Origin of the sequence: Rhizobium sp. SG2393, from assembly GCF_042610495.1 — a bacterium.
Lineage (GTDB): Bacteria > Pseudomonadota > Alphaproteobacteria > Rhizobiales > Rhizobiaceae > RU20A.
The window spans coordinates 161,548-179,885 of sequence record NZ_JBHGAP010000001.1; the positions used below are offsets into that span (position 1 = coordinate 161,548).

Consider the following 18,338-nt stretch of genomic DNA (forward strand, 5'->3'; position numbering starts at 1 on the left):
AGGCCTCAGGGAGGTGAATGGCGGCGGGCGAAACACCGTCGTCCTGTAAAACTCGGTCGTTGCGACGTACATCAAGCCGCGCCGCAGGGGTCGGACGAGGAACCGGGTCGAGCCGGTTTCATCACGCCCGAGCGGTCAGGCTTGCCGACAAAAACCGCTGAACGGGGCGCTGAAAGGCGTCACTTTACCATTCCCTTTCGCCACCGGCGGCTTCCAGCGCCCCGTCCGAAAGACCCTGAAATGAAAAAACCCGGTGGCATCGCCGCACGGGTTTCTCAATCGTGCCCATAAAACAATGCCCCTTGCCGGAAACGCCGCTCCCCAGAATCCTATTCGCTATACGCTCAGTCGTAGAACGCCTCGACCACCTTCCGCTTGCCCAGCATGAAGGCATCGGCCACATGCCGCAGCGGTGCCAGATCGACGTCCGAACGCCCCGCCTTCACGATCTCGGCGAAGCGGGCGTAGAGGGCAGGATATTCGCGCTCAGGCTCCTCATGAACGAGCTTGCCGTCGATGGAGAGCTTCGCGCCGCCTTCGGAAAGCACCATGGTGCCGGCCGCGGTCTTTGCCACGATGTCCCAACTCTGCTTGCCAGTCTGGCGCCAGTCGAACTCGGCGGAAACGGCGAGCTTCTCTGCATCGCTGAAGGTGATCGCGGCGGCAATCGGAGCGTCGCGGTTCTCGGGGAATTCCAGCGTCGCGGCGGTGACGAAGACCGGGCGCGGCAGGATGTGGGTGACGATGGAGAGCGCATTGATGCCGGGATCGAACACGCCGAGGCCGCCGGCTTCCCAGATCCAGGCCTGGTTCGGATGCCAGTGGCGCACATCTTCCTTCCAGATCACCTGAACGTTTTCGAGCGTCGTGCCAGCGAGAAATGCCTTGGCAGCTTCCACCGCCGGCGCATAGCGCGAATGCCAGCTGGCAAAGAGCGACAAGCCCTTGGCGGCGGCCAGCGCCGCAAGATCCTCGACCTCGCTCAGCGTCGCGCCCGGCGGCTTTTCAAGGAAGACATGCTTGCCGGCCTTGAGCGCGGTCACGGCCGCCGCATAGCGGAACTGCGGCGGCATGCAGAGCGACACCGCCTCGATCTCGGGCACGGCTTGCAGCATCTCCTCGATCGATTTGAAGTTCGGGATGCCGTCCACCGTACCGTTGCGGCTGGCTGCCGCCGTCAGCTGGTAATCGCTGTTGGCCGCAAGGGCCGGCAGGTGCTGGTCGCGCACGATCTTGCCGACGCCGACGATGGCAATGCGGATGGGGTTCATGGTATCTCCGTCCCAAATAGTATGACTTTTGTTGCTGTTGTAGCAGATCGCAAGGCATCGGCAAGCAGCCCCGCGCGATTTCGCCGCCCTCCGGCGGTGGACAAAGTCCGGCTCGACGCTATTCCTTCTCATCCTGCAAAGGAGACGCCATGTCGCCCCTGATCCGAACTGCCACTGCCGCCGATGTCGCCACGCTCATCGACTGGGCCGCCGCCGAAGGCTGGAACCCGGGCACGGGTGATGCCGACGCCTTCTTCCGCACCGATCCAGGCGGATTCTTCGTCGCGGAGGTGGCGGGGCGGCTGGCGGCCGGCCTGTCGCTGGTGCGCTATGGCGAGACCTATGCCTTCCTCGGCCTTTACATCGCCGCGCCGGAGTTTCGCGGGAAGGGCATCGGCTATACGCTCTGGCAGGAGGCCATCGCCGGCGCCGGCAACCGCATCATCGGCCTCGATGGCGTGGTCGCCCAGCAGGACAACTATCGAAAATCCGGCTTCGCCTACGCCCATGCCAATATCCGCTACGGCGGCACGCCGACCGTCCCGGCCGCCGCCAGCGCCGATCTTGTCGAGGTCCAGCGCCTGCACGTTCCCATGATCGTCGACTACGACCGCGCGCTCAACCCTGCCCGGCGCGAGACCTTTCTGGCCGAATGGCTGAAGGATAGCGGCGGCCGCCAGAGCGTTGCCCTGCTGCGCGCCGGCAAGATCACAGGCTATGGCACGGTGCGCCGCTGCCACGAGGGCTCGAAGATCGGCCCGCTCTTTTCCGATACCGAAACCGGCGCCGACCTCCTCTTCCGCCGTCTCGTCAGCCTCGCCGAGGGCGGCCCCGTCTTCCTCGACGTGCCGGAACCCAATGCCGCCGCAAAGGCGCTTACTGCCCGCTACAATCTGAAACCGGTTTTCGAAACCGCCCGTATGTATCGCGGCATCGACCCGGATCTGCCGCTCGATCGCATCTACGGAATCACAACGTTTGAACTAGGCTGATCATTCCTCAAGCGGCTCCGCCGTTGCGGCAAAACCACCGGCGACCGCCAGCACACGCTCATAGGTGCGGAATTCGTTCGGCCAGGCTCCGTCTCCCGCGATCCGCGACCCTTGCGCGGGGCTCAGCCGCCGCAGCGCGTAGACATCATAGGCTCGCTCGCTTTGCGCCCCCAGCCAATGCTGGCCGCAGACGCTGCATCGCGCAGCAAACAGCCACCATTCCGCCCCGCCATGCCAGTGCCGCGGTCCGACGGTAGAGAAGAAGCGGTCGGCGCGATCGGTGAAGCCCATGGGAAGGACATCGAGATCGCGCAGCGTCATGCATTCGCAGGCAAGCCGCAGACGTCCAAAGGCCTCCAGCCGCTCAATGAGGCTTGCCACGGCATGGCGATCACGCCAGTTGGCGGAGATGAGTGTCAGATAGAGCTCTGTACCGAACACCGTGTCCAGGGAATCGTCGGAATAGATCCAGAGTTCCAAATCCCGGACAGCCATGTCGCCGCGCAGGAAAGCCCAGAGCGTGGCATCAATGGTGGTGGTTGCTCCGGGCTCGGCCCCGGTCTCGTTGGCGTCCATGCCGCAAGTCTGATGAGGTGGGGGAGAAACGTCAATCGCGCGAAGTCGCCAGTTTGGGGCGGGTGGCGAGGAGAGAGCGCATGAGGAGAGAGCGCGCACGCAGGGGCGCGTCAGGCCGTTAGCCCGCCATCCCCTCTTCGTACTCCGCCGAAAGCTCCAGCCACTTTTCCTCCGCCTCGGCAAGCTGCGCAGCCGCATCGGCGCGGCTCTTGGCCTTGGCAGCGGCTTTCGCCGGGCTCTTTTCGTAGAGCGCGGGATCCGCAAGCTCTGCATCAAGCGCCTGAATCAGTTTCTCGAGTTTCGCCGTCAGGGACTCGATTTCATTGATCTTCTTGCGCAAGGGGGCAAGGGCTGCGCGCCGGTCGGCGCTGGCCTTGCGCTGGTCGGCCTTGGAAAGGCCGTCATCGGCAAGCGTCGGCCGCGCCTTGTCGTCCTTGCCCTTCGGGCCGCTGACGATCAGGCCACGATAATCCTCAAGGTCGCCCTCGAAGGCCGTCACCGTTCCATCCTTGACGAGCCAGAGACGATCGACAGTCGCCTCGATCAGATGGCGGTCGTGGGAGATCAGGATGACGGCGCCCGGATAGTCGTTCAGGGCCGCGATCAGCGCCCGGCGGCTGTCGATATCGAGGTGATTGGTCGGTTCGTCGAGGATCAGCAGGTTCGGCGCATCGAAGGCGGCAAGCCCCATCAGAAGCCGCGCCTTCTCGCCACCGGAGAGATCCTTGGCGGGCGTGTCCATCTTCTCGGTCGCAAGACCCATCTGGGCGACGCGGGCGCGCACCTTCGCCTCCACCTCGCCGGGCATCAGCCGGCGCACATGCTCCACCGCACTCTGGGCGGGGATCAGGTCATCCATCTGGTGCTGGGCGAAGAAGCCGATCTTCAGCCCCGGCGCCGTCTTCACCTCGCCGCTCTCGGCGGCGAGCTTGCCGGAGATGAACTTGGCGAAGGTGGATTTGCCGTTGCCGTTCGAGCCGATCAGCGCGATGCGGTCGTCATTGTCGATCCTAAGATTCAGCCGCTTCAGGATCGGCGCGCCCGGCTGGTAGCCCACCGCGGCCGAGGAGATGGCGACGATCGGCGAGGCCGGCTGCTTCTCGGGCTCGGGGAAGGAAAAGCCCTGCACGTGATCCTCGATCACGGCGGCCACCGTGCCCATGCGCTCCAGCGCCTTGATGCGGCTCTGGGCCTGCCGGGCCTTGGTGGCCTTGGCCCGGAACCGGTCGATGAAGCTCTGCAGGTGCTTGCGCGCCGCATCGTTCTTGGCCTTCGCCTTCATCTGCAGTTCGTCGGCCTCCGCCTTCTGCCGCTCGAACTGGTCGTAGGGGCCGCGATAGAAGGTCAGCTTCTTCTGGTCGAGATGCACGATGGAGTTGACGGCGGTGTTCAGCAGATCCCGGTCGTGGCTGATGATGATGACCGTGTGCGGATAGCGACGGATGTAATCCTCCAACCACAGCGTGCCCTCGAGGTCGAGATAGTTGGTGGGCTCGTCGAGCAGCAGCAGGTCCGGCTCGGAGAAGAGCACGGCCGCCAGCGCCACGCGCATGCGCCAGCCGCCGGAAAAGGACGAGGCGGGGCGAAGCTGGGCGGCATGGTCGAAACCGAGGCCGGCGAGAATGCTGGCCGCGCGCGATTCCGCCGCATGGGCGCCAATGTCTGCGAGCCGCGTCTGGATCTCCGCGATCCGGTTCGGATCGCTGGCCGTCTCCGCTTCCTTCAAGAGCGCCGCACGCTCCTTGTCGGCCGAAAGCACGATCTCGATCAGCGCATCCTCGGTGCCGGGCGCCTCCTGCGCCACTTGGCCGATCCGCGCCTGGCGCGGCAGCGACACGGTGCCCGCCTCCGGCGTCATGTCGCCGGTGATGATCTTGAACAGCGTGGACTTGCCCGCGCCATTGCGCCCCACAAGCCCCGCCTTCGTGCCCGAAGGCAAGGTGACGGAAGCATTCTCGATAAGCAGTCGCCCGGCAATGCGGGCCGTGAGGCCGGAAATCGCGATCATGCCGGCGTGTATAAGAGTGAGGGGCAGGGGGATGCAAGCGGGGAGGCGCTGCGTTTCACGCCGGCTCGCCCGCCGCCAGCCACTCCTTTCCCTCCGCCCGCAGGAAATAGATCAGGTCCAGCGCCAGGCTTTCCTTGCCGAGCGCCGTCAGGGTGGCGTGGCACTGGCCGCGGTGATGGGTCTGGTGGTTGAACATATGGGAGAGCCCCGGCGCCAGCGCATGGGTGACCGGGGCAGGGTTGGTGATGGCCGAGTAGGTGACGGGACGGCAAAGCGCCGCATCGTCGAGCCCGTCCAGCCAGCCGATGAGGCGTGCGTCAAGCGCCTCGCGCGCCGCCGTCAGCGCGGCGAGCTCTGTGTAAAGGATGGCGGCAAGCTGGTTGGCGGCCTCGCCCTCGCCGGTAAAGCGCTTCATCCAGATGCCATCGGCCACCACGAGATGGTTGAGTGTCGCACACAGTGAGCCGAAGAAGGCGCCGCGGCTCTCGTTGAACTCGGCTTCGGTGAGCGTGGCGGCGGCGGCGTACAGGCGTTCATTGGCCCAGCGGTTGTAGCGGGCAAACATGCGGAAATGATCGATCATGGCGCTTCGTCCCTGCAGGAAAAGACGACCCTATCCTGTTCCGCCATCCAGGGGCGTGATGCGACCGATGAAATGTTTTGATTGGATCACGCCCCAACGCCATGTGTGAATGGACGTGATCCCGAAACGCAGGAGCCGCCCATGAGCCTGACCCTCTACGCCCTCGCGGGCGCCGATCCCGCCCGCCCGTTTTCGCCGCATGTGTGGAAGGTGGCGATGGCGCTCGCCCACAAGGGGCTTGCCGCCGAAACCGTCGCCGTCGGCTTCACCGCCATCCCCGCGATCGAAAACGGTGCGACGAAGCTCGTCCCGCTGCTGAAAGACGGCGACACGCTCGTCTCCGACAGCTTCGCCATCGCCCGCTATCTGGAAGAGACCTATCCGGATCGTCCGAGCCTCTTTGGCGGTCCGGGCGGGCTCGCCACGGCCCGCTTCGTGGAAGGATTCTCGCAAACCCGGGTCCATCCGCTTCTGACGCCCATCCTCATCACGGATATCCATGCGATGCTCGCGCCCGCCGATCAGGCCTATTTCCGCGAAAGCCGTGAAAAGCGTCTCGGCCGCACGCTGGAGGAAACCGCCGCCGGCGCGCCTGCCGCCATCACCGAGCTTCGCACCCGGCTGGAGCCGCTGCGCCACACGCTCCGCCACCAGCCCTTTCTCGGCGGCGAGGCCCCGCTCTTTGCCGATTACATCGTCTTCGGCGCCTTCCAGTGGGCCCGTATCGTGTCGAAAACCATGGTTCTGGAAGCCGATGACCCCGTCACCCTCTGGTTCGACCGCTGCCTCGATCTCCACGCTGCGTTGGGGCGCAGCGTGACGGCTGCGTGAAACTTGACACGTGCGGGGCGCCAAACGGCCGCGCCCCCTTGTTTTGCGGCAAGGAGGCCGGTAAGGAGGCGCCCACATCCGCAAACCGTTGCGGGCAACGTTTCAAGATACAAGGGATTTGGGACAATGGCGATTGAACGCACCTTCTCGATGATCAAGCCTGACGCCACCAAGCGCAACCTGACGGGCGCCATCACCAAGATGCTCGAAGATGCCGGCCTGCGCGTCGTGGCTTCCAAGCGCGTCTGGATGAGCAAGCGTCAGGCCGAAGGCTTCTACGCCGTTCACAAGGATCGCCCCTTCTTCGGCGAACTCGTTGAAGGCATGACCTCCGGCCCGACCGTCGTTCAGGTTCTCGAAGGCGAAAACGCCATCCTGAAGAACCGCGAGATCATGGGCGCCACCAACCCGGCCAACGCCGCCGAAGGCACCATCCGCAAGACGCATGCCCTCTCGATCGGCGAAAACTCGGTTCACGGCTCCGACGCCCCGGAAACCGCTGCCGAAGAAATCGCCTACTGGTTCTCCGGCACCGAAATCGTCGGCTGATTTTCAGCGGACTGACATCAGCAAAGGGCCCGGCGCCGTATGGCGGCCGGGCCTTTTCTGTTTTTTGCGCGGGATCAGGGCGTCTTTGCCGGGCAGCGCATCGTGGCGAAATGCGCGGGCGCCTTGCCGTCTGCAAACATGTCCGGGTTCTTCTCGTAGGCGGGGCCAATCACCAGCGCCCTGGCCGGAAGCACGTCCTGGTCGAGCGTCGAGGCAAGCGTCGTCTCCAGCCGCTGCCGCTCGCTGCCATCGGGGCCCAGGACGTTGATGGTGATGCGGTAGGGCACGCCCTTGCGGATGCAGGTGACATCGGGGCTCTCGAGCGAGACCTTGTCCAGCTTCGGGAACAGCTTGCGCTCGGTGACGAGATCCTCGCCGCCGGCCGGGTTCTGGAAACGGGCCACGACCCGCATGCCCTCTTCGACGGGGCCGACCTTCTCCAGCGCCAGCACATAGGTTGCATAGGCGAGGCGATAGTTGAAGATGAACACCTTGCCGGAAAGTTTCAGCGGCCCTTCCGCCTCCCGCTGGCAGCCGGCCAGTCCCAGAATTGCCAGGCAAAGCCCCGCGAAAAGCGGCAGATAGCTTCCCAGGTGCCGCGCGCCGCACGACCTCGTCATTGTACGACCTCCTCTTTCTGCCGCCGGTAATGCCGCTTCGCCTTGGCGCGATTGCCGCATACCGCCATGTCGCACCAGGCGCGGCTGCGATTGCGGCTGCGGTCGAGAAACAGCCAGCCGCAATTGGGGCAGATCTTCAGCCGCTCGGGCGCGGGATCGGCGATGAGCCGCAGCGCGGAATGCGCCGTCTCCGTATCCAGCCGCCCGCGCTGCCCGTCGCGCAGCACGGCGGCGGCTGCCACGAGCAGATCCGCCAGCAGCCTGTCATCGCCATGCCCGTGAATCCGGGCGCGGAAATGAGCATCGATCGTCTCGCGCAGCAGGAGAAAAGCTGCCTGTGCCGCTTGTGGCACCGGGTGCAGCAGCGGCAGACCCTCGCGTTCGCCACACAAGGCGTTTGCCGCAGCGGGAAAGGCTGAAAGCGCAGCGGGATCGGCGAAACGGTCACGGCGGCGGAAGGGGTCGTCGCGCAGGATGATGGAATTGGCGACATCAAGCGCGAGCGCACCGCCGGCAAAGCGGTGCGGGGTCCAGGCGAAGGGCGCTGTTTCGATTGGCATGGAAAAATTCTAACTGGTAAAATCAGTTTTGCAAGTTATCCTTTTGACCATCGGGAGCCGATCTCCATGGCCTATTTCCTCCAGCAACTCGCCAATGCCGTGCCTGTGGCAGCGCTCTATGCGCTGCTCGCCTTTGGCTACGGGCTGGTGTTTGCGCTGACACGCCGTGCCGATCTCACGTTCGGAGCGCTCTTCGCGTTCTCCGGCCAGATCTTCATTCTTTTCGTCGATGTCGGCTGGAGCCGCCTTTTCCTCGTCATGCCGGCGGCGCTGGGGCTGGGCGCCGTGGCCGCTCTTCTCTACACGGGCGGGGCAGGGCTGGTGATCGCCCGCACCGTCATGCGCCCGCTGGCACACGGCGCGGCCACGGCGGTGGTCGTCGCCTCGCTGGGCGTGCTGCTCGTCCTGTCGGAAACGGCGCGGCTTGCCTCCGACACCCGCGCCGTCTGGCTCCCGCCGATGTTGAACATGCCGGTGGTGCTCTGGTCGGCCGACGGCTTCCCCGTGGCGCTCACGGTCATGCAGTTGCTGAATGTCGGTGTCATGCTCGGGCTGCTGCTGGCCGGGCAGGCGGTGCTGGCGCGCTCGGCCGCAGGCCGCATGTGGCGGGCGGTTGCGCAAGACCGGCAGGCGGCAGCGCTCTGCGGCATCGATCCCGCCGCCGTTTTCCTCGCTACCAGTCTTGCCGCGGCACTTGTCGCCACCATCGCCGGCGTGCTTGCGGCCGCCTATTACGGCAACATGGATTTCGGCACCGGCTTCGTCTTCGCGTTGAAGGTTCTGTTCATCGCCGGTATCGGCGGCCATGGCGAGCCGCGCCTGGCAGCGCTGGGCGGCGGGGTCATCGGCCTGCTGGAAAGCCTGTGGAGCGGCTACGGGCCGATCGTGTGGCGCGATCCCGTCATCTTCGGCCTGCTCGTGCTGATGCTGGTCCTGTTCCGGCGGGAAAAGCCGGCGATCTGAGAGGCATCACGTGCCGCCGTGCCAGCGCGCCCGGGCATCGTCATCCGCCTCGCGCGCATCCACCCAGCCGCCGGTGCCGCCGGCCGCCAGATGCTCCTTCTTCCAGAAGGGGGCGTCGGTCTTCAGGAAATCCATCACGAAGCTGGCCGCGTCGAAGGCCGCCTGCCGGTGGCTCGCCGCCGCCGCAACAAGGACGATCGTGTCGCCCGGCTGCATCGACCCGTAGCGGTGAATGACCGTCAGGCCGAGCAGGGAGAAACGCGCAATGGCATCCGCGGCAATCGCGCCGATCGCCCGCTCGGCCATGCCGGGATAGTGTTCGAGTTCCAGCGCGGAGAGCCGTCCGGCTTCATCCCGGCAGAGCCCGGTAAAGGTCACCAGCGCACCGATATCCCGCCGCCCGTCGGTCAGGAGCGCGCTTTCCGCCGCCACGTCGATCGCCGACTGCTGGACGCGCACCGTTGGCGTGCGGGCCGGCGCGGCCATCGCCTCAGCCACCCGTCATTGGCGGGAAAAGCGCGATTTCCCGCGCCCCGCCGATCGGCTCGTCATGTTCCACATGCTCCTGGTTGATCGCGATGCGGATGACCTTTTCGTGCGCCAACGCATCGGCATAGTCGTCGCCGAGCGTCTTGAGATGCGCAATGAGATCGCCGCCCGTTACCACGTTCGCCGGCAGGTCGATCTCTTCCTCGCCCTTGCCGATCTTCTCGCGCACCCAGGCAAAATAGACGAGCTTCACCATCTCATTCATCCACGATGTGCTTGAGGCCGGCGCGGAAATAGTCGTAGCCGGTATACATGGTGATGAGCGCCGCCGCCCACAGGAGCGCGAGGCCGATGCCGGTGGCGATGCCGATATTGTCGGACTCCGGCGGGATGTTGTCGAGCGCGGGACCGACGAGCAGCAGGCCGATCGCCACCATCTGCACCGCCGTCTTCCACTTGGCGATCCGCGTGACGGGAACGCTGACCTTGAGCGCCGCCAGATATTCCCGCAGGCCCGAGACGAGAATTTCGCGGCACAGGATGATGATCGCGGCCCAGATCGTCCAACCGGCAATCGTCCGGTCGGCCGCCATCAGCAGCAGCACGGAGGCAACCAGCAGCTTGTCGGCGATCGGGTCCAGCATGCGGCCGATATTCGAGGTCTGGTTCCAGATGCGGGCCAGGTAGCCGTCGAGATAGTCGGTGACGGAGGCGACCGCGAAAAGCCAGAAGGCCGTCCAGCGCGCGAAGTCCGACGACTGCAGGCGCCCCTCGATGAAAAAGCACAGCACGATCAGCGGGACCGCCAGGATGCGCGCATAGGTGAGCAGGTTCGGAATATTGTAAGCTTTGGGCGTGGACATCGGGACTCGGTTCATGTGAGGGGCAAAAATGGTCCGGGCGCAGGGAAGGACGTTCCGCGCCGCGCGTCAACCGTTGGCGGCCAGTGTTGAGGAGAATTATGACAGAATTGTCGTGAACGGGCGATGAACCCCGGACATGTCATGGAATTGGACTCATTGCGCTTTTCGATCATCGACAAGCCGCGCCGCCCATGCTTGTCTCCGCATATTGTGATCGGCTTGAGTAGGGGAAGGCGCCATGGACCAGACTGAGGCCCGGATGGATGCAACGACGGCGGCGGGTGCGATCCCGCCCCACGACACGACCACGCTGGAAATGGTCGTTCTGATGACCCCCGACATGGCGAATTTCTCCGGCAAGGTTCATGGCGGCGCGCTCCTCAACCTGCTTGATCGTGTCGCCTTTTCCTGCGCCTCACGCTTCTCGCAGCGCTACGCCGTGACGCTTTCGGTCGATCAGGTCGTGTTCCGCCAGCCGATCCATGTCGGCGAGCTCGTCACCTTCCGCGCCGCGATCAACTATGCCGGCCGCACCTCCATGGAAATCGGCATCCGCGTGGAGGCCGAAAACATCCGCAGCGGCGCGCGCCGCCACACCAATTCCTGCTATTTCACCATGGTCGCCGTGGATGACGAGGGCAAGCCTGCCGAGGTGCCGCCCTACGTGCCGAAGACCGAAGCGGCCGAACGGCGCCTGCGCGCCTCCGAAGCCCGCCGCAGGCTGCGCCGCGAATTCGAACAGCGGTTCCACGAGGCGACGAAGGAGGGGTAGGGCGGATGCTGCTGCTGGCGCGCCATCCTTTCGCTTCGTTCCGACTGCGATGTGCAAGATGTTCAGATGCCGAAACGGCGGTCGATCATGATGGGACCCGGAACGGTGCGGAGGTCTGAGTGCCCAATCGACCTGCTCCGCCTTTTCCGTCCCCTGTATCAGTCCTCAACGATTTCCAGAAAGTCATGGTCCGGCACCCAGGCTTGGCGGTGAGCGATGCCATCCCGCATGATGAGGACATGGTGCACGATCCCGTTGACTTCATATTCGAACTGGGCGGCTGCATAGGCAAAGGACCAGGCCGACCCCTCGGTGCCTTCTGACGCAATGTGCAGCCCGTCTTGTTCGATCCGCCACTGGCCATGCTCTTCACGAAGCAGGATCCGGTGCGGCATCATCGGCAGAAGCGCGATGGATTCGTCCGCCATTTCGCTGAGCGCGGTCTCGACTGCATCGATGGTGGCCACGTAGGCGACTTCGAAGTCGGCACAGCTATAGCGACTGTCCCCGCCAGCGGCCACGATCGCCTGATGAGCCTCTCGGCAGACAACGCTGAACCTCGGCGGATCGACCTGCTGCGATTCGCCTGGCAAGACACGCGCTCCATGTCCTGTCGAAAAGATGTCTAGGCGCCGCCGATGATCGGGTCGGCGCGGTGTCAGCTCCGTGCCGAGGGCCTGACCACGCAGGAGTGCTTCGATGTTAAAGTCGGTGAGTATCCGTCTCATGATCGTGGGTTTCCACCGGATGAAAAATGGATTTTCATCGATAGTGCACACCCAGAGATCACGCGCGGCTATGTCCAGGGTAACAGCCAAAGCGTTCGGTGCGGCCCGTTCGTGAGCCCCCTACCGCCGCCCATCCTCATGGAAGTGGTCGTACACCAGCTTCGCCACCGATTCCGAGATGCCGTCGACCGCCATCAGGTCAGACATGGCCGCCCGCGACACGGCCTTGGCGGTGCCGAAGTGGTGGAGAAGCGCCCGCTTGCGCGAGGGGCCGATGCCCGCGATTTCGTCGAGCGGGTTCTTCACCATCTCCTTCTTGCGCCGCGCGCGGTGCGAGCCGATGGCGAAGCGGTGCGCTTCGTCGCGCATGCGCTGGATGAAGTAGAGCACGGGATCGCGCGGCGGGAGCGTGAAGCTGTCGGCGCCCTGGCGGAAGAAGCGCTCGCGGCCGGCCTCGCGGTCGGCGCCCTTGGCCACGCCGATGGCGATCACGGTGTCGGTCAGGCCGAGTTCCGCGAGAATGGCGTTCACCTGCGTCATCTGCCCCTGTCCGCCGTCGATGAGGATCACGTCGGGCCAGGCGGGCAGGGCGGCATCCTCGGCGATCTCCTGTGCACGGTCGGGCAGCCCTTCCTCTTTCAGGAGGCGCGAGAAGCGCCGGGTCATCACTTCGCGCATCATGCCGAAGTCGTCGCCCGGCGTGATGTCGGTCGATTTGATGTTGAACTTGCGGTACTGGCTCTTCACGAAGCCTTCCGGCCCCGCCACGACCATGCCGCCCACCGCATTGGTACCCATGATGTGGGAGTTGTCGTAGATCTCGATGCGGCGCGGCGCTCGCTCCAGGCCGAAGGTCTTCTGGAAGCCCTCCAGCAGGCGCGTCTGCGAGGCCGTCTCCGCCAGCTTTCGGCCATGCGCCTCGCGGGCATTGGCAACCGCGTGGTCCACGAGATCGCGCTTCTCGCCCCGCTGCGGCACGAGGATCGTCACCCGGTAACCGGACTTTTCCGTCAGCGCGTCGGAGAGAAGCTCCTGCTCCTCGATCGCGCCGGAGAGCAGGATCTGCCGCGGACAGGGCTTGTCGTCGTAGAACTGGGCAAGGAAGGCGGCGAGCACCTCTTCGGGCGCCAGCGAGGCATCGGCCTTCGGGAAATAGGCGCGGTTGCCCCAGTTCTGTCCGGTGCGGAAGAAGAACACCTGGATACAGGAAATCCCGCCCTCGTGGTGGATGGCGAAGACATCCGCCTCGTCCACGCCAGCCGGGTTGATGCCCTGATGGCTCTGCACATGCGAGAGCGCCGCAAGGCGATCGCGATAGAGCGCGGCGCGTTCGAAATCGAGGTTTTCCGACGCCTCGCTCATGGCGGATGCGATCGTCGCCTTCACGGCCTGACTGCGGCCGGACAGAAAGTCCTTCGCCTCGCGCACCAGTTCCGCATAGTCGGCGTCGCTGACCTCCTGGGTGCAGGGGCCGGAACAGCGCTTGATCTGGTAGAGCAGGCAGGGCCGCGTACGGCTTTCGAAGACGCTGTCGGTGCAGGTGCGCAAGAGGAAGGCGCGCTGCAGCGAATTGATGGTGCGCCCCACCGCGCCGGCGGAGGCGAAGGGACCGAAATAATCGCCCTTGCGGCTGCGCGCGCCGCGATGCTTGAGAAGCGCCGGTGCCCGCGTATCGCCCGTCACGAGAATGTAGGGAAACGACTTGTCGTCGCGCAGAAGCACGTTGAAGCGCGGCCGCAGCCGCTTGATGAGGTTCGCTTCGAGCAGCAGGGCTTCGATCTCGGTGCGGGTCGTCACGAACTCCATGTTCGTGGTCTCGCGCACCATGCGGGCGATGCGGTTGGAATGAACGCGCCCTTGCGCGTAATTCGTCACGCGCTTCTTCAGGTTGCGCGCCTTGCCGACATAGAGCACGTCGCCGGCCTCGTTGAACATGCGGTAGACGCCGGGGCTGTTCGGCAGGCGCTTGACGAATTCCTGGATGAGTTCGGCGCCCTTCAGCCCCGGATCCTTGATGCCTTCGGACCAGTCGATGTCGATCGCCGGGCGGCTCGGCACCACCTCGATGTCGTCGTCCTCGTCAGCCTCGGTCTCGTCATAGAGGATGCCGCCGTCGGTGGGCTTGCCTCCGTTCATTCCACGATCTCCCGGATATCAGGCGTTTCCCAGGCCAGGTGCTGGCCGCCGTCGAGCGCCAGCATCTGCCCCGTGATCGAGGGCGTGTCAAAGAGGAAGCGGATCGTGCGCCCGAATTCCTCGAGCGCCGGACCGCGCTTCAGAATGAGCGCTTCCACCTGGGCCTGAAAGTCCGCCTCGTTCTGGCGATCGTTCGGCAGGGTGGGGCCGGGGCCGATGGCGTTGACGCGGATGGTCGGGGCAAGCGCCTGCGCCATCGTCTGCGTCGCCATCCACAGCGCCGCCTTGGAGAGCATGTAGGAATAGAAGCGCGGATTGGGCGCCCAGACCCGCTGGTCGACGATGTTGACGACGAGCCCGCCCGTCCCGGCCGGCAACTGCCGGGCAAAGGCCGAGGTGATAAGGGAGGGCGCGCGGGCATGCACGGCGAAATGCCTGTCCCAGGCCTTGGCATCGAGCTCCTGCAGGCTGTCCTTGAGGAACACCGAGGCATTGTTGACGACGAGGCCGAGCGGCCCGATGGCGGCCACGGCCGCATCCACCAGCCCTTCGGTCTCGCCGATGTCTTCGAGATTGGCCTGGACGGCTGCCGCCTTCCCGCCGCGTGCCCGGATGGTTTCGGCCAGCCCCTCGGCGTCGGAAAGCGACCCGTTGGCATGGATCGCCACGGCGAAGCCATGTTCGGCGAGATCCTCCACAATGGCCTTGCCGATCCGTCTGGCGCCACCCGTCACGAGGGCAGTCTTGAGGGTCGTCCTGGAGGAGTGTTGCACCGCTTTTTCCACGTCCGTTCGATTCGGTTGAGAGTGATGCCAGAATATAGGTTCTGTCGCGTGCCCGAAAACCGCGCCCGAACGTTTTGTTTCTCGACCTTTAACAAACGTGGTTTACGAAGAATTAAACGGGCTATTAAAAGTATAATATCGGCAGAACACGTTTCTTGGTTAATATTTACCCTGTGGCGCGATGGCAACATCCCATTTCAGCCATAAGTGTGCCGCTAAAATTTCACAATTCGGCTCTTGAGAATCCGCATTCGATGCGCATTTTCCACCTCAACCGGGCGGGCTAAAGCAAAGGTTTTCGGTGTCCCATACTTGTACCGCGTGTGTCATGGGCATCGGTTGAAAAGGAGACTATCATGCGTACCATCATCACCGGCCTCATGGCCTCTGCCATCTCTCTCGCTGCATTCCAGGCTGCTCACGCTGCCGACGCTATCGACGAAGTTCCGGCCGCTCCGGCTGCGACCTACTCCGAACCGGCCGTCAAGGACTGGTCCGGCGCCTATGTCGGCGGCACGGCCAACTGGCACCATGGCAAGTCCAACGCCACGGGCGACCGTACCTCGGCCGGCTTCGGCGGCGGTCTCTACGGCGGCTACAACATGCAGAGCGGCCAGATCGTCTACGGTCCGGAAGTTGACCTGAACTACGCCGGCAACGACAGCGCCAACGGCACGAACCGCGCCAAGCAGGGCGTCAACGGCTCCATCCGCGGCCGCGTCGGCTACGACCTGAACCCGGTTCTCGTCTACGGCACCGCCGGTGTTGCGCTCGGCAACCAGAAGATCTCGAATGCTTCGGGCTCTGACGAAAAGACCCACGTTGGCTGGACGGCCGGCGCCGGTGCCGAAGCCATGGTCACCGACAACATCACGGCCCGCGTCGAGTACCGCTACACCGACTACGGTTCCAAGACCTACAACCTGCCGTCGGGCAGCATCGCTTCGGGCTACGACGAACACTCCGTTCGCGTCGGCATGGGCGTGAAGTTCTGATCATTCCGAAAGGGGTGAACGCGAAGGGGCCGGTGCAAACCGGCCCCTTCGTCGTTGTGGGAGTGGCGCTGGTCACTGCATGTCCTGCAGGGCACGGCCGCCACCCCGCACGCCGTCATCCTCGGCCTCAGAGCCGAGGATCCACCGCCAAGGGCGCAGAGTGCCGCGTGGATTCTCGGGTCAAGCCCGAGAATGACGGCGAACAGGGACATTCGGCCGGGCGAAACTCAACATTCAGCACCAGCCCCTCACGCATAAAACGTCGAGACCGCCGGAAAGGCCTTCTCGAACTTCTCCGGCCACTTCTTCAGCTTTGGGCGCCCCTTCTGCCACTGCCCGGCAAAGCGCAACTCGATGTAGCGCAGCATGGCGGCGACCGCGAAATGGCCGGCATGCAGCTTGCCGCTGGTGCGCGGCAGATGCGTTTCGAGATAATCGAGGCCGCGCTCCACCTTTTCCCACTGGCGATCCTGCCAGGGCTGGTGCTGCTTGTCTTCCGGGCGCGTGCGGCGCTCGTAGACAATGGCGAGCAGGCTGTCGCAGATGCCGTCGGCCAGCGCCTCCAGGATCTCGACATCGGTGCGCTTGTCCTTGTTGCGCGGGTAGAGCGTGCCGCGCGTTTCCCGGTCGATGAAGTGCATGATCGAGCGGCTGTCATAGACCGAGCGGCCATCCTCCAGAATGAGCGTGGGTATCTTCCCGAGCGGATTGTTGCCGATCAGTTCCGGCGGGTTCGAGGCGGTGTCGGTCAGCACCGATTCGGCCACGAAGCCGGCATGATGGGCGGCCATGCGCACCTTGTTGGAGTAGGGGGAGGCGGGGGAATAGAGGATCTTCATCGAAAGCCTTTCAAGTCACGAAGCGGGCAGGATGGGGAAGAGCCGGATCACGGCGCAGCGTTAGGGAACGGGCGGAATGGCAATGTCGCGGGCCCGGCAGCTGTCGCGATCGACCTCCGGGCAGGCGCGGAAGGAAAGGTCGGTCTTCGACAGGCAGATGCGCACCTCCTGCAAGTCGCCGGACCGGCAGGTGGCCGCCATCATCCGCCGCTCAAGGCCGGGATTGGAAGCGATGAAGGCATCCTCGACGGCGAGCGGCGCGCGGCGCAGCTCCCGCGTCGGCCGCTGAAGCTCGACGGGAATGGCGATCTTTTCGCGCGCGGCCGCGACCAGGGCGAAATAGTCGCGCTGCGACAGTCCGCTGCAGCTGCCATGCTTGCGCCATTGGTGGCCGATCAGCCCCATGGAGGGCATGATGTCGATGACCTCCCGTCCGATGGCATTGCTGACGCGATCCGGCTCGTCCGTCTGGCAGAATTCGGGATATCCCCGCTCGTTCTGCGGCCAGAGACCGTGCACGACGAAACCGTTGTCGGCGCCGACGTCACACTGCTCCGTGCGCCCGTTCGGATCGTTGCCCGCGCACCAGCTCGGCGACCACGAGAGCGAGAGGACGTAGAAATCGAAGCCGCTGCCCTGCGGTAGGCGCGTCGCGCTGGCCGTCTGCCCGGTACTCACGGCCGGCTTTGTGGTCGAAGCTTGCGTTTCGCCCTCCGCCCCGTCGCCGCAGCCGGCGAGAATAGCAAGCGCAGCGAGACCCGGCAGAAGCCGTCGGCGCGCATTGGCCCGGAAGCTTGCAGTCGTCATCCATTCCGGCACATCATCCTCCCGCATGTTTCGGAGGCGGACTTGACGCCATCGGCGGTGCGGCCGTCAAGCAAGGAAAGAAGTCAAGCCTGCAAAGGCATCAGCCGGTCTCTCCGGCAAGCCGTACCACGCGCGTGCCGGCAAAGCGGTCCTGTGCCAGCCGCTCTTTCAGGAAAGGCAGCAGCACGGCAAGCTCGCCCTCCAGCGTGAAGGGTGGATTGACGATGACGAGGCCGGAGCCCGAAAGCCCGGTCGTCTCCCTGTCGCTGCGCACCGAAAGCTCCACCGCGATCATCTTCGGGATGCCGCTTTCCCTGAGTGCCGCATAGAAGGCATCGATCGGCGCGCCCCGCTTCAGCGGATACCAGAGGCAGTAGGTGCCGCCCGGAAAGCGCCGGTGAGCCTTTTCCAGCCCGTCCACCAACCGCTCATATTCGCCCTCCTTCTCGAAGGGCGGATCGACCAGAACGAGGCCGCGCTTTTCCTTGGGCGGCAGATGGGCGCCGAGCGACAGCCAGCCGTCGAGATGGGTCACGCGGACCTGGAAATCGCCATCGAACAGGCGATGCAATGTCTCGTAGTCATCCGGATGCAGTTCCAGCGCCGACAGCCGGTCCTGCGGCCGCAGAAGGTGTCGGACGATCATCGGCGAGCCCGGATAGCGCAGCACCCGGTCGCCATCGTTCACGGCCCTGACGGCGGCGAGATAGGGAGCGAGCAGCGGCTCCACAGCGGCGGGCAGGGGCTCGGACAACAGCCGGCCGATGCCCTCAAGCCACTCGCCGGTCTTCTGCGCCTCCTCGCTGGCGAGATCATAAAGCCCGATGCCGGCATGGGTGTCGATGACGCGGAACGCCTTGTCCTTCTGGCCGAGATAGGTCACGAGCCGCGCCAGCACGGCGTGCTTCAGCACATCTGCAAAATTGCCGGCGTGGTAGATGTGGCGGTAATTCATTCAGTGTCTCGATAGC

21 protein-coding genes are annotated in these 18,338 nt (G+C 64.8%); 6 read left to right on the forward strand and 15 right to left on the reverse strand.

Annotated elements, in window-relative coordinates; translation table 11 throughout:
* Positions 1-344: 344 nt before the first annotated feature.
* Positions 345-1,271, reverse strand: coding sequence for a Gfo/Idh/MocA family protein (locus ACED18_RS00780; protein ID WP_377288065.1), 927 nt, complete (start codon positions 1,269-1,271; stop codon positions 345-347).
* A 149-nt stretch (positions 1,272-1,420) separates the two neighbouring features.
* On the opposite strand from ACED18_RS00780, the gene ACED18_RS00785 reads away from it, so the two are divergent.
* The gene (locus ACED18_RS00785) at positions 1,421-2,263 is read left to right on the forward strand and encodes a GNAT family N-acetyltransferase (RefSeq protein ID WP_377288067.1); all 843 of its coding nucleotides are present in this window, start codon (positions 1,421-1,423) and stop codon (positions 2,261-2,263) included.
* On the opposite strand, the gene ACED18_RS00790 is transcribed toward ACED18_RS00785, so the two are convergent.
* The 3 genes from ACED18_RS00790 to ACED18_RS00800 all read right to left on the reverse strand — a co-directional run bounded on the left by ACED18_RS00790 (position 2,264) and on the right by ACED18_RS00800 (position 5,430).
* Positions 2,264-2,839, reverse strand: coding sequence for a hypothetical protein (locus tag ACED18_RS00790; RefSeq protein ID WP_377288069.1), 576 nt, complete (start codon positions 2,837-2,839; stop codon positions 2,264-2,266). It lies immediately after the preceding gene.
* A gap of 118 nt (positions 2,840-2,957) precedes the next feature.
* Positions 2,958-4,847, reverse strand: coding sequence for an ABC-F family ATP-binding cassette domain-containing protein (locus tag ACED18_RS00795; protein ID WP_377288071.1), 1,890 nt, complete (start codon positions 4,845-4,847; stop codon positions 2,958-2,960).
* 55 nt (positions 4,848-4,902) lie between these two features.
* Positions 4,903-5,430 carry a DinB family protein gene (locus ACED18_RS00800; protein WP_377288073.1) on the reverse strand — a complete coding sequence of 176 codons (528 nt, stop codon included), beginning with the start codon at positions 5,428-5,430 and terminating at the stop codon, positions 4,903-4,905.
* Between the two features lie 141 nt (positions 5,431-5,571).
* Here ACED18_RS00800 and ACED18_RS00805 point away from each other — a divergent pair, with 141 nt between their 5' ends.
* Together ACED18_RS00805 and ndk are read left to right on the forward strand one after the other, a co-directional pair.
* Positions 5,572-6,261: a glutathione S-transferase family protein gene (locus ACED18_RS00805; protein WP_377288075.1), complete on the forward strand. Its 690-nt coding sequence runs from the start codon at positions 5,572-5,574 to the stop codon at positions 6,259-6,261.
* Positions 6,262-6,387: 126 nt separating this feature from the next.
* The gene (gene ndk, locus ACED18_RS00810) at positions 6,388-6,810 is read left to right on the forward strand and encodes a nucleoside-diphosphate kinase (RefSeq protein ID WP_377288077.1); all 423 of its coding nucleotides are present in this window, start codon (positions 6,388-6,390) and stop codon (positions 6,808-6,810) included.
* A 74-nt stretch (positions 6,811-6,884) separates the two neighbouring features.
* Here the strand turns inward: ndk and ACED18_RS00815 are convergent, their stop codons facing one another.
* Together ACED18_RS00815 and ACED18_RS00820 are read right to left on the reverse strand one after the other, a co-directional pair.
* Entirely contained in the window at positions 6,885-7,430 is a 546-nt protein-coding gene (locus tag ACED18_RS00815) for a hypothetical protein (RefSeq protein WP_377288079.1), read from the reverse strand.
* A complete protein-coding gene (locus ACED18_RS00820; protein ID WP_377288081.1) occupies positions 7,427-7,990 on the reverse strand; it encodes a CGNR zinc finger domain-containing protein in 564 nt (187 codons plus the stop codon). Before ACED18_RS00820 ends, ACED18_RS00815 begins: the two co-directional genes overlap by 4 nt.
* Positions 7,991-8,056: 66 nt before the next feature.
* Between ACED18_RS00820 and ACED18_RS00825 the strand changes: the two genes are divergently transcribed.
* Positions 8,057-8,953 carry a branched-chain amino acid ABC transporter permease gene (locus ACED18_RS00825; protein ID WP_377288083.1) on the forward strand — a complete coding sequence of 299 codons (897 nt, stop codon included), beginning with the start codon at positions 8,057-8,059 and terminating at the stop codon, positions 8,951-8,953.
* Between the two features lie 6 nt (positions 8,954-8,959).
* On the opposite strand, the gene ACED18_RS00830 is transcribed toward ACED18_RS00825, so the two are convergent.
* The 3 genes from ACED18_RS00830 to pgsA are packed head-to-tail and all read right to left on the reverse strand — an operon-like array spanning position 8,960 to position 10,305.
* Positions 8,960-9,439, reverse strand: coding sequence for a molybdenum cofactor biosynthesis protein MoaE (locus tag ACED18_RS00830; protein WP_377288085.1), 480 nt, complete (start codon positions 9,437-9,439; stop codon positions 8,960-8,962).
* A 4-nt stretch (positions 9,440-9,443) separates the two neighbouring features.
* Positions 9,444-9,698 (reverse strand): molybdopterin converting factor subunit 1, encoded by a 255-nt coding sequence (moaD, locus tag ACED18_RS00835; protein ID WP_377288087.1) that lies wholly within the window; start codon positions 9,696-9,698, stop codon positions 9,444-9,446.
* Between the two features lies 1 nt (position 9,699).
* The gene (gene pgsA / locus ACED18_RS00840; RefSeq protein WP_377288089.1) at positions 9,700-10,305 is read right to left on the reverse strand and encodes a CDP-diacylglycerol--glycerol-3-phosphate 3-phosphatidyltransferase; all 606 of its coding nucleotides are present in this window, start codon (positions 10,303-10,305) and stop codon (positions 9,700-9,702) included.
* A 259-nt stretch (positions 10,306-10,564) separates the two neighbouring features.
* Here pgsA and ACED18_RS00845 point away from each other — a divergent pair, with 259 nt between their 5' ends.
* On the forward strand, positions 10,565-11,077 hold the full coding sequence (locus tag ACED18_RS00845) for an acyl-CoA thioesterase (RefSeq protein ID WP_377290963.1): 513 nt from the start codon (positions 10,565-10,567) through the stop codon (positions 11,075-11,077).
* Between the two features lie 158 nt (positions 11,078-11,235).
* Here the strand turns inward: ACED18_RS00845 and ACED18_RS00850 are convergent, their stop codons facing one another.
* The 3 genes from ACED18_RS00850 to ACED18_RS00860 form a co-directional block, all read right to left on the reverse strand.
* A complete protein-coding gene (locus tag ACED18_RS00850) occupies positions 11,236-11,805 on the reverse strand; it encodes a hypothetical protein (protein WP_377288091.1) in 570 nt (189 codons plus the stop codon).
* A gap of 120 nt (positions 11,806-11,925) precedes the next feature.
* Positions 11,926-13,941 carry an excinuclease ABC subunit UvrC gene (uvrC, locus tag ACED18_RS00855; protein ID WP_377288093.1) on the reverse strand — a complete coding sequence of 672 codons (2,016 nt, stop codon included), beginning with the start codon at positions 13,939-13,941 and terminating at the stop codon, positions 11,926-11,928.
* Positions 13,938-14,714 carry an SDR family oxidoreductase gene (locus ACED18_RS00860; RefSeq protein ID WP_377288095.1) on the reverse strand — a complete coding sequence of 259 codons (777 nt, stop codon included), beginning with the start codon at positions 14,712-14,714 and terminating at the stop codon, positions 13,938-13,940. Before ACED18_RS00860 ends, uvrC begins: the two co-directional genes overlap by 4 nt.
* Positions 14,715-15,082: 368 nt before the next feature.
* Between ACED18_RS00860 and ACED18_RS00865 the strand changes: the two genes are divergently transcribed.
* On the forward strand, positions 15,083-15,721 hold the full coding sequence (locus tag ACED18_RS00865) for an outer membrane protein (protein WP_377288097.1): 639 nt from the start codon (positions 15,083-15,085) through the stop codon (positions 15,719-15,721).
* A gap of 248 nt (positions 15,722-15,969) precedes the next feature.
* On the opposite strand, the gene ACED18_RS00870 is transcribed toward ACED18_RS00865, so the two are convergent.
* From ACED18_RS00870 to ACED18_RS00880, 3 genes are all read right to left on the reverse strand, one after another.
* Positions 15,970-16,560, reverse strand: coding sequence for a glutathione S-transferase (locus tag ACED18_RS00870; protein WP_377288099.1), 591 nt, complete (start codon positions 16,558-16,560; stop codon positions 15,970-15,972).
* Positions 16,561-16,620: 60 nt separating this feature from the next.
* Entirely contained in the window at positions 16,621-17,367 is a 747-nt protein-coding gene (locus ACED18_RS00875; protein WP_377288101.1) for a ribonuclease, read from the reverse strand.
* A 100-nt stretch (positions 17,368-17,467) separates the two neighbouring features.
* A complete protein-coding gene (locus ACED18_RS00880; protein ID WP_377288103.1) occupies positions 17,468-18,322 on the reverse strand; it encodes a 23S rRNA (adenine(2030)-N(6))-methyltransferase RlmJ in 855 nt (284 codons plus the stop codon).
* Between the last annotated feature and the right edge of the window lie 16 nt (positions 18,323-18,338).

What these genes read in the sequence shown, in the direction of transcription:
- ACED18_RS00780 (WP_377288065.1), bottom strand. Translation starts at nt 1,271, where the DNA reads ATGAACCCCATCCGCATTGCCATCGTCGGCGTCGGCAAGATCGTGCGC.
- ACED18_RS00785 (WP_377288067.1), top strand. Translation starts at nt 1,421, where the DNA reads ATGTCGCCCCTGATCCGAACTGCCACTGCCGCCGATGTCGCCACGCTC.
- ACED18_RS00790 (WP_377288069.1), bottom strand. Translation starts at nt 2,839, where the DNA reads ATGGACGCCAACGAGACCGGGGCCGAGCCCGGAGCAACCACCACCATT.
- ACED18_RS00795 (WP_377288071.1), bottom strand. Translation starts at nt 4,847, where the DNA reads ATGATCGCGATTTCCGGCCTCACGGCCCGCATTGCCGGGCGACTGCTT.
- ACED18_RS00800 (WP_377288073.1), bottom strand. Translation starts at nt 5,430, where the DNA reads ATGATCGATCATTTCCGCATGTTTGCCCGCTACAACCGCTGGGCCAAT.
- ACED18_RS00805 (WP_377288075.1), top strand. Translation starts at nt 5,572, where the DNA reads ATGAGCCTGACCCTCTACGCCCTCGCGGGCGCCGATCCCGCCCGCCCG.
- ndk (WP_377288077.1), top strand. Translation starts at nt 6,388, where the DNA reads ATGGCGATTGAACGCACCTTCTCGATGATCAAGCCTGACGCCACCAAG.
- ACED18_RS00815 (WP_377288079.1), bottom strand. Translation starts at nt 7,430, where the DNA reads ATGACGAGGTCGTGCGGCGCGCGGCACCTGGGAAGCTATCTGCCGCTT.
- ACED18_RS00820 (WP_377288081.1), bottom strand. Translation starts at nt 7,990, where the DNA reads ATGCCAATCGAAACAGCGCCCTTCGCCTGGACCCCGCACCGCTTTGCC.
- ACED18_RS00825 (WP_377288083.1), top strand. Translation starts at nt 8,057, where the DNA reads ATGGCCTATTTCCTCCAGCAACTCGCCAATGCCGTGCCTGTGGCAGCG.
- ACED18_RS00830 (WP_377288085.1), bottom strand. Translation starts at nt 9,439, where the DNA reads ATGGCCGCGCCGGCCCGCACGCCAACGGTGCGCGTCCAGCAGTCGGCG.
- moaD (WP_377288087.1), bottom strand. Translation starts at nt 9,698, where the DNA reads ATGGTGAAGCTCGTCTATTTTGCCTGGGTGCGCGAGAAGATCGGCAAG.
- pgsA (WP_377288089.1), bottom strand. Translation starts at nt 10,305, where the DNA reads ATGTCCACGCCCAAAGCTTACAATATTCCGAACCTGCTCACCTATGCG.
- ACED18_RS00845 (WP_377290963.1), top strand. Translation starts at nt 10,565, where the DNA reads ATGGATGCAACGACGGCGGCGGGTGCGATCCCGCCCCACGACACGACC.
- ACED18_RS00850 (WP_377288091.1), bottom strand. Translation starts at nt 11,805, where the DNA reads ATGAGACGGATACTCACCGACTTTAACATCGAAGCACTCCTGCGTGGT.
- uvrC (WP_377288093.1), bottom strand. Translation starts at nt 13,941, where the DNA reads ATGAACGGAGGCAAGCCCACCGACGGCGGCATCCTCTATGACGAGACC.
- ACED18_RS00865 (WP_377288097.1), top strand. Translation starts at nt 15,083, where the DNA reads ATGCGTACCATCATCACCGGCCTCATGGCCTCTGCCATCTCTCTCGCT.
- ACED18_RS00870 (WP_377288099.1), bottom strand. Translation starts at nt 16,560, where the DNA reads ATGAAGATCCTCTATTCCCCCGCCTCCCCCTACTCCAACAAGGTGCGC.
- ACED18_RS00875 (WP_377288101.1), bottom strand. Translation starts at nt 17,367, where the DNA reads ATGACGACTGCAAGCTTCCGGGCCAATGCGCGCCGACGGCTTCTGCCG.
- ACED18_RS00880 (WP_377288103.1), bottom strand. Translation starts at nt 18,322, where the DNA reads ATGAATTACCGCCACATCTACCACGCCGGCAATTTTGCAGATGTGCTG.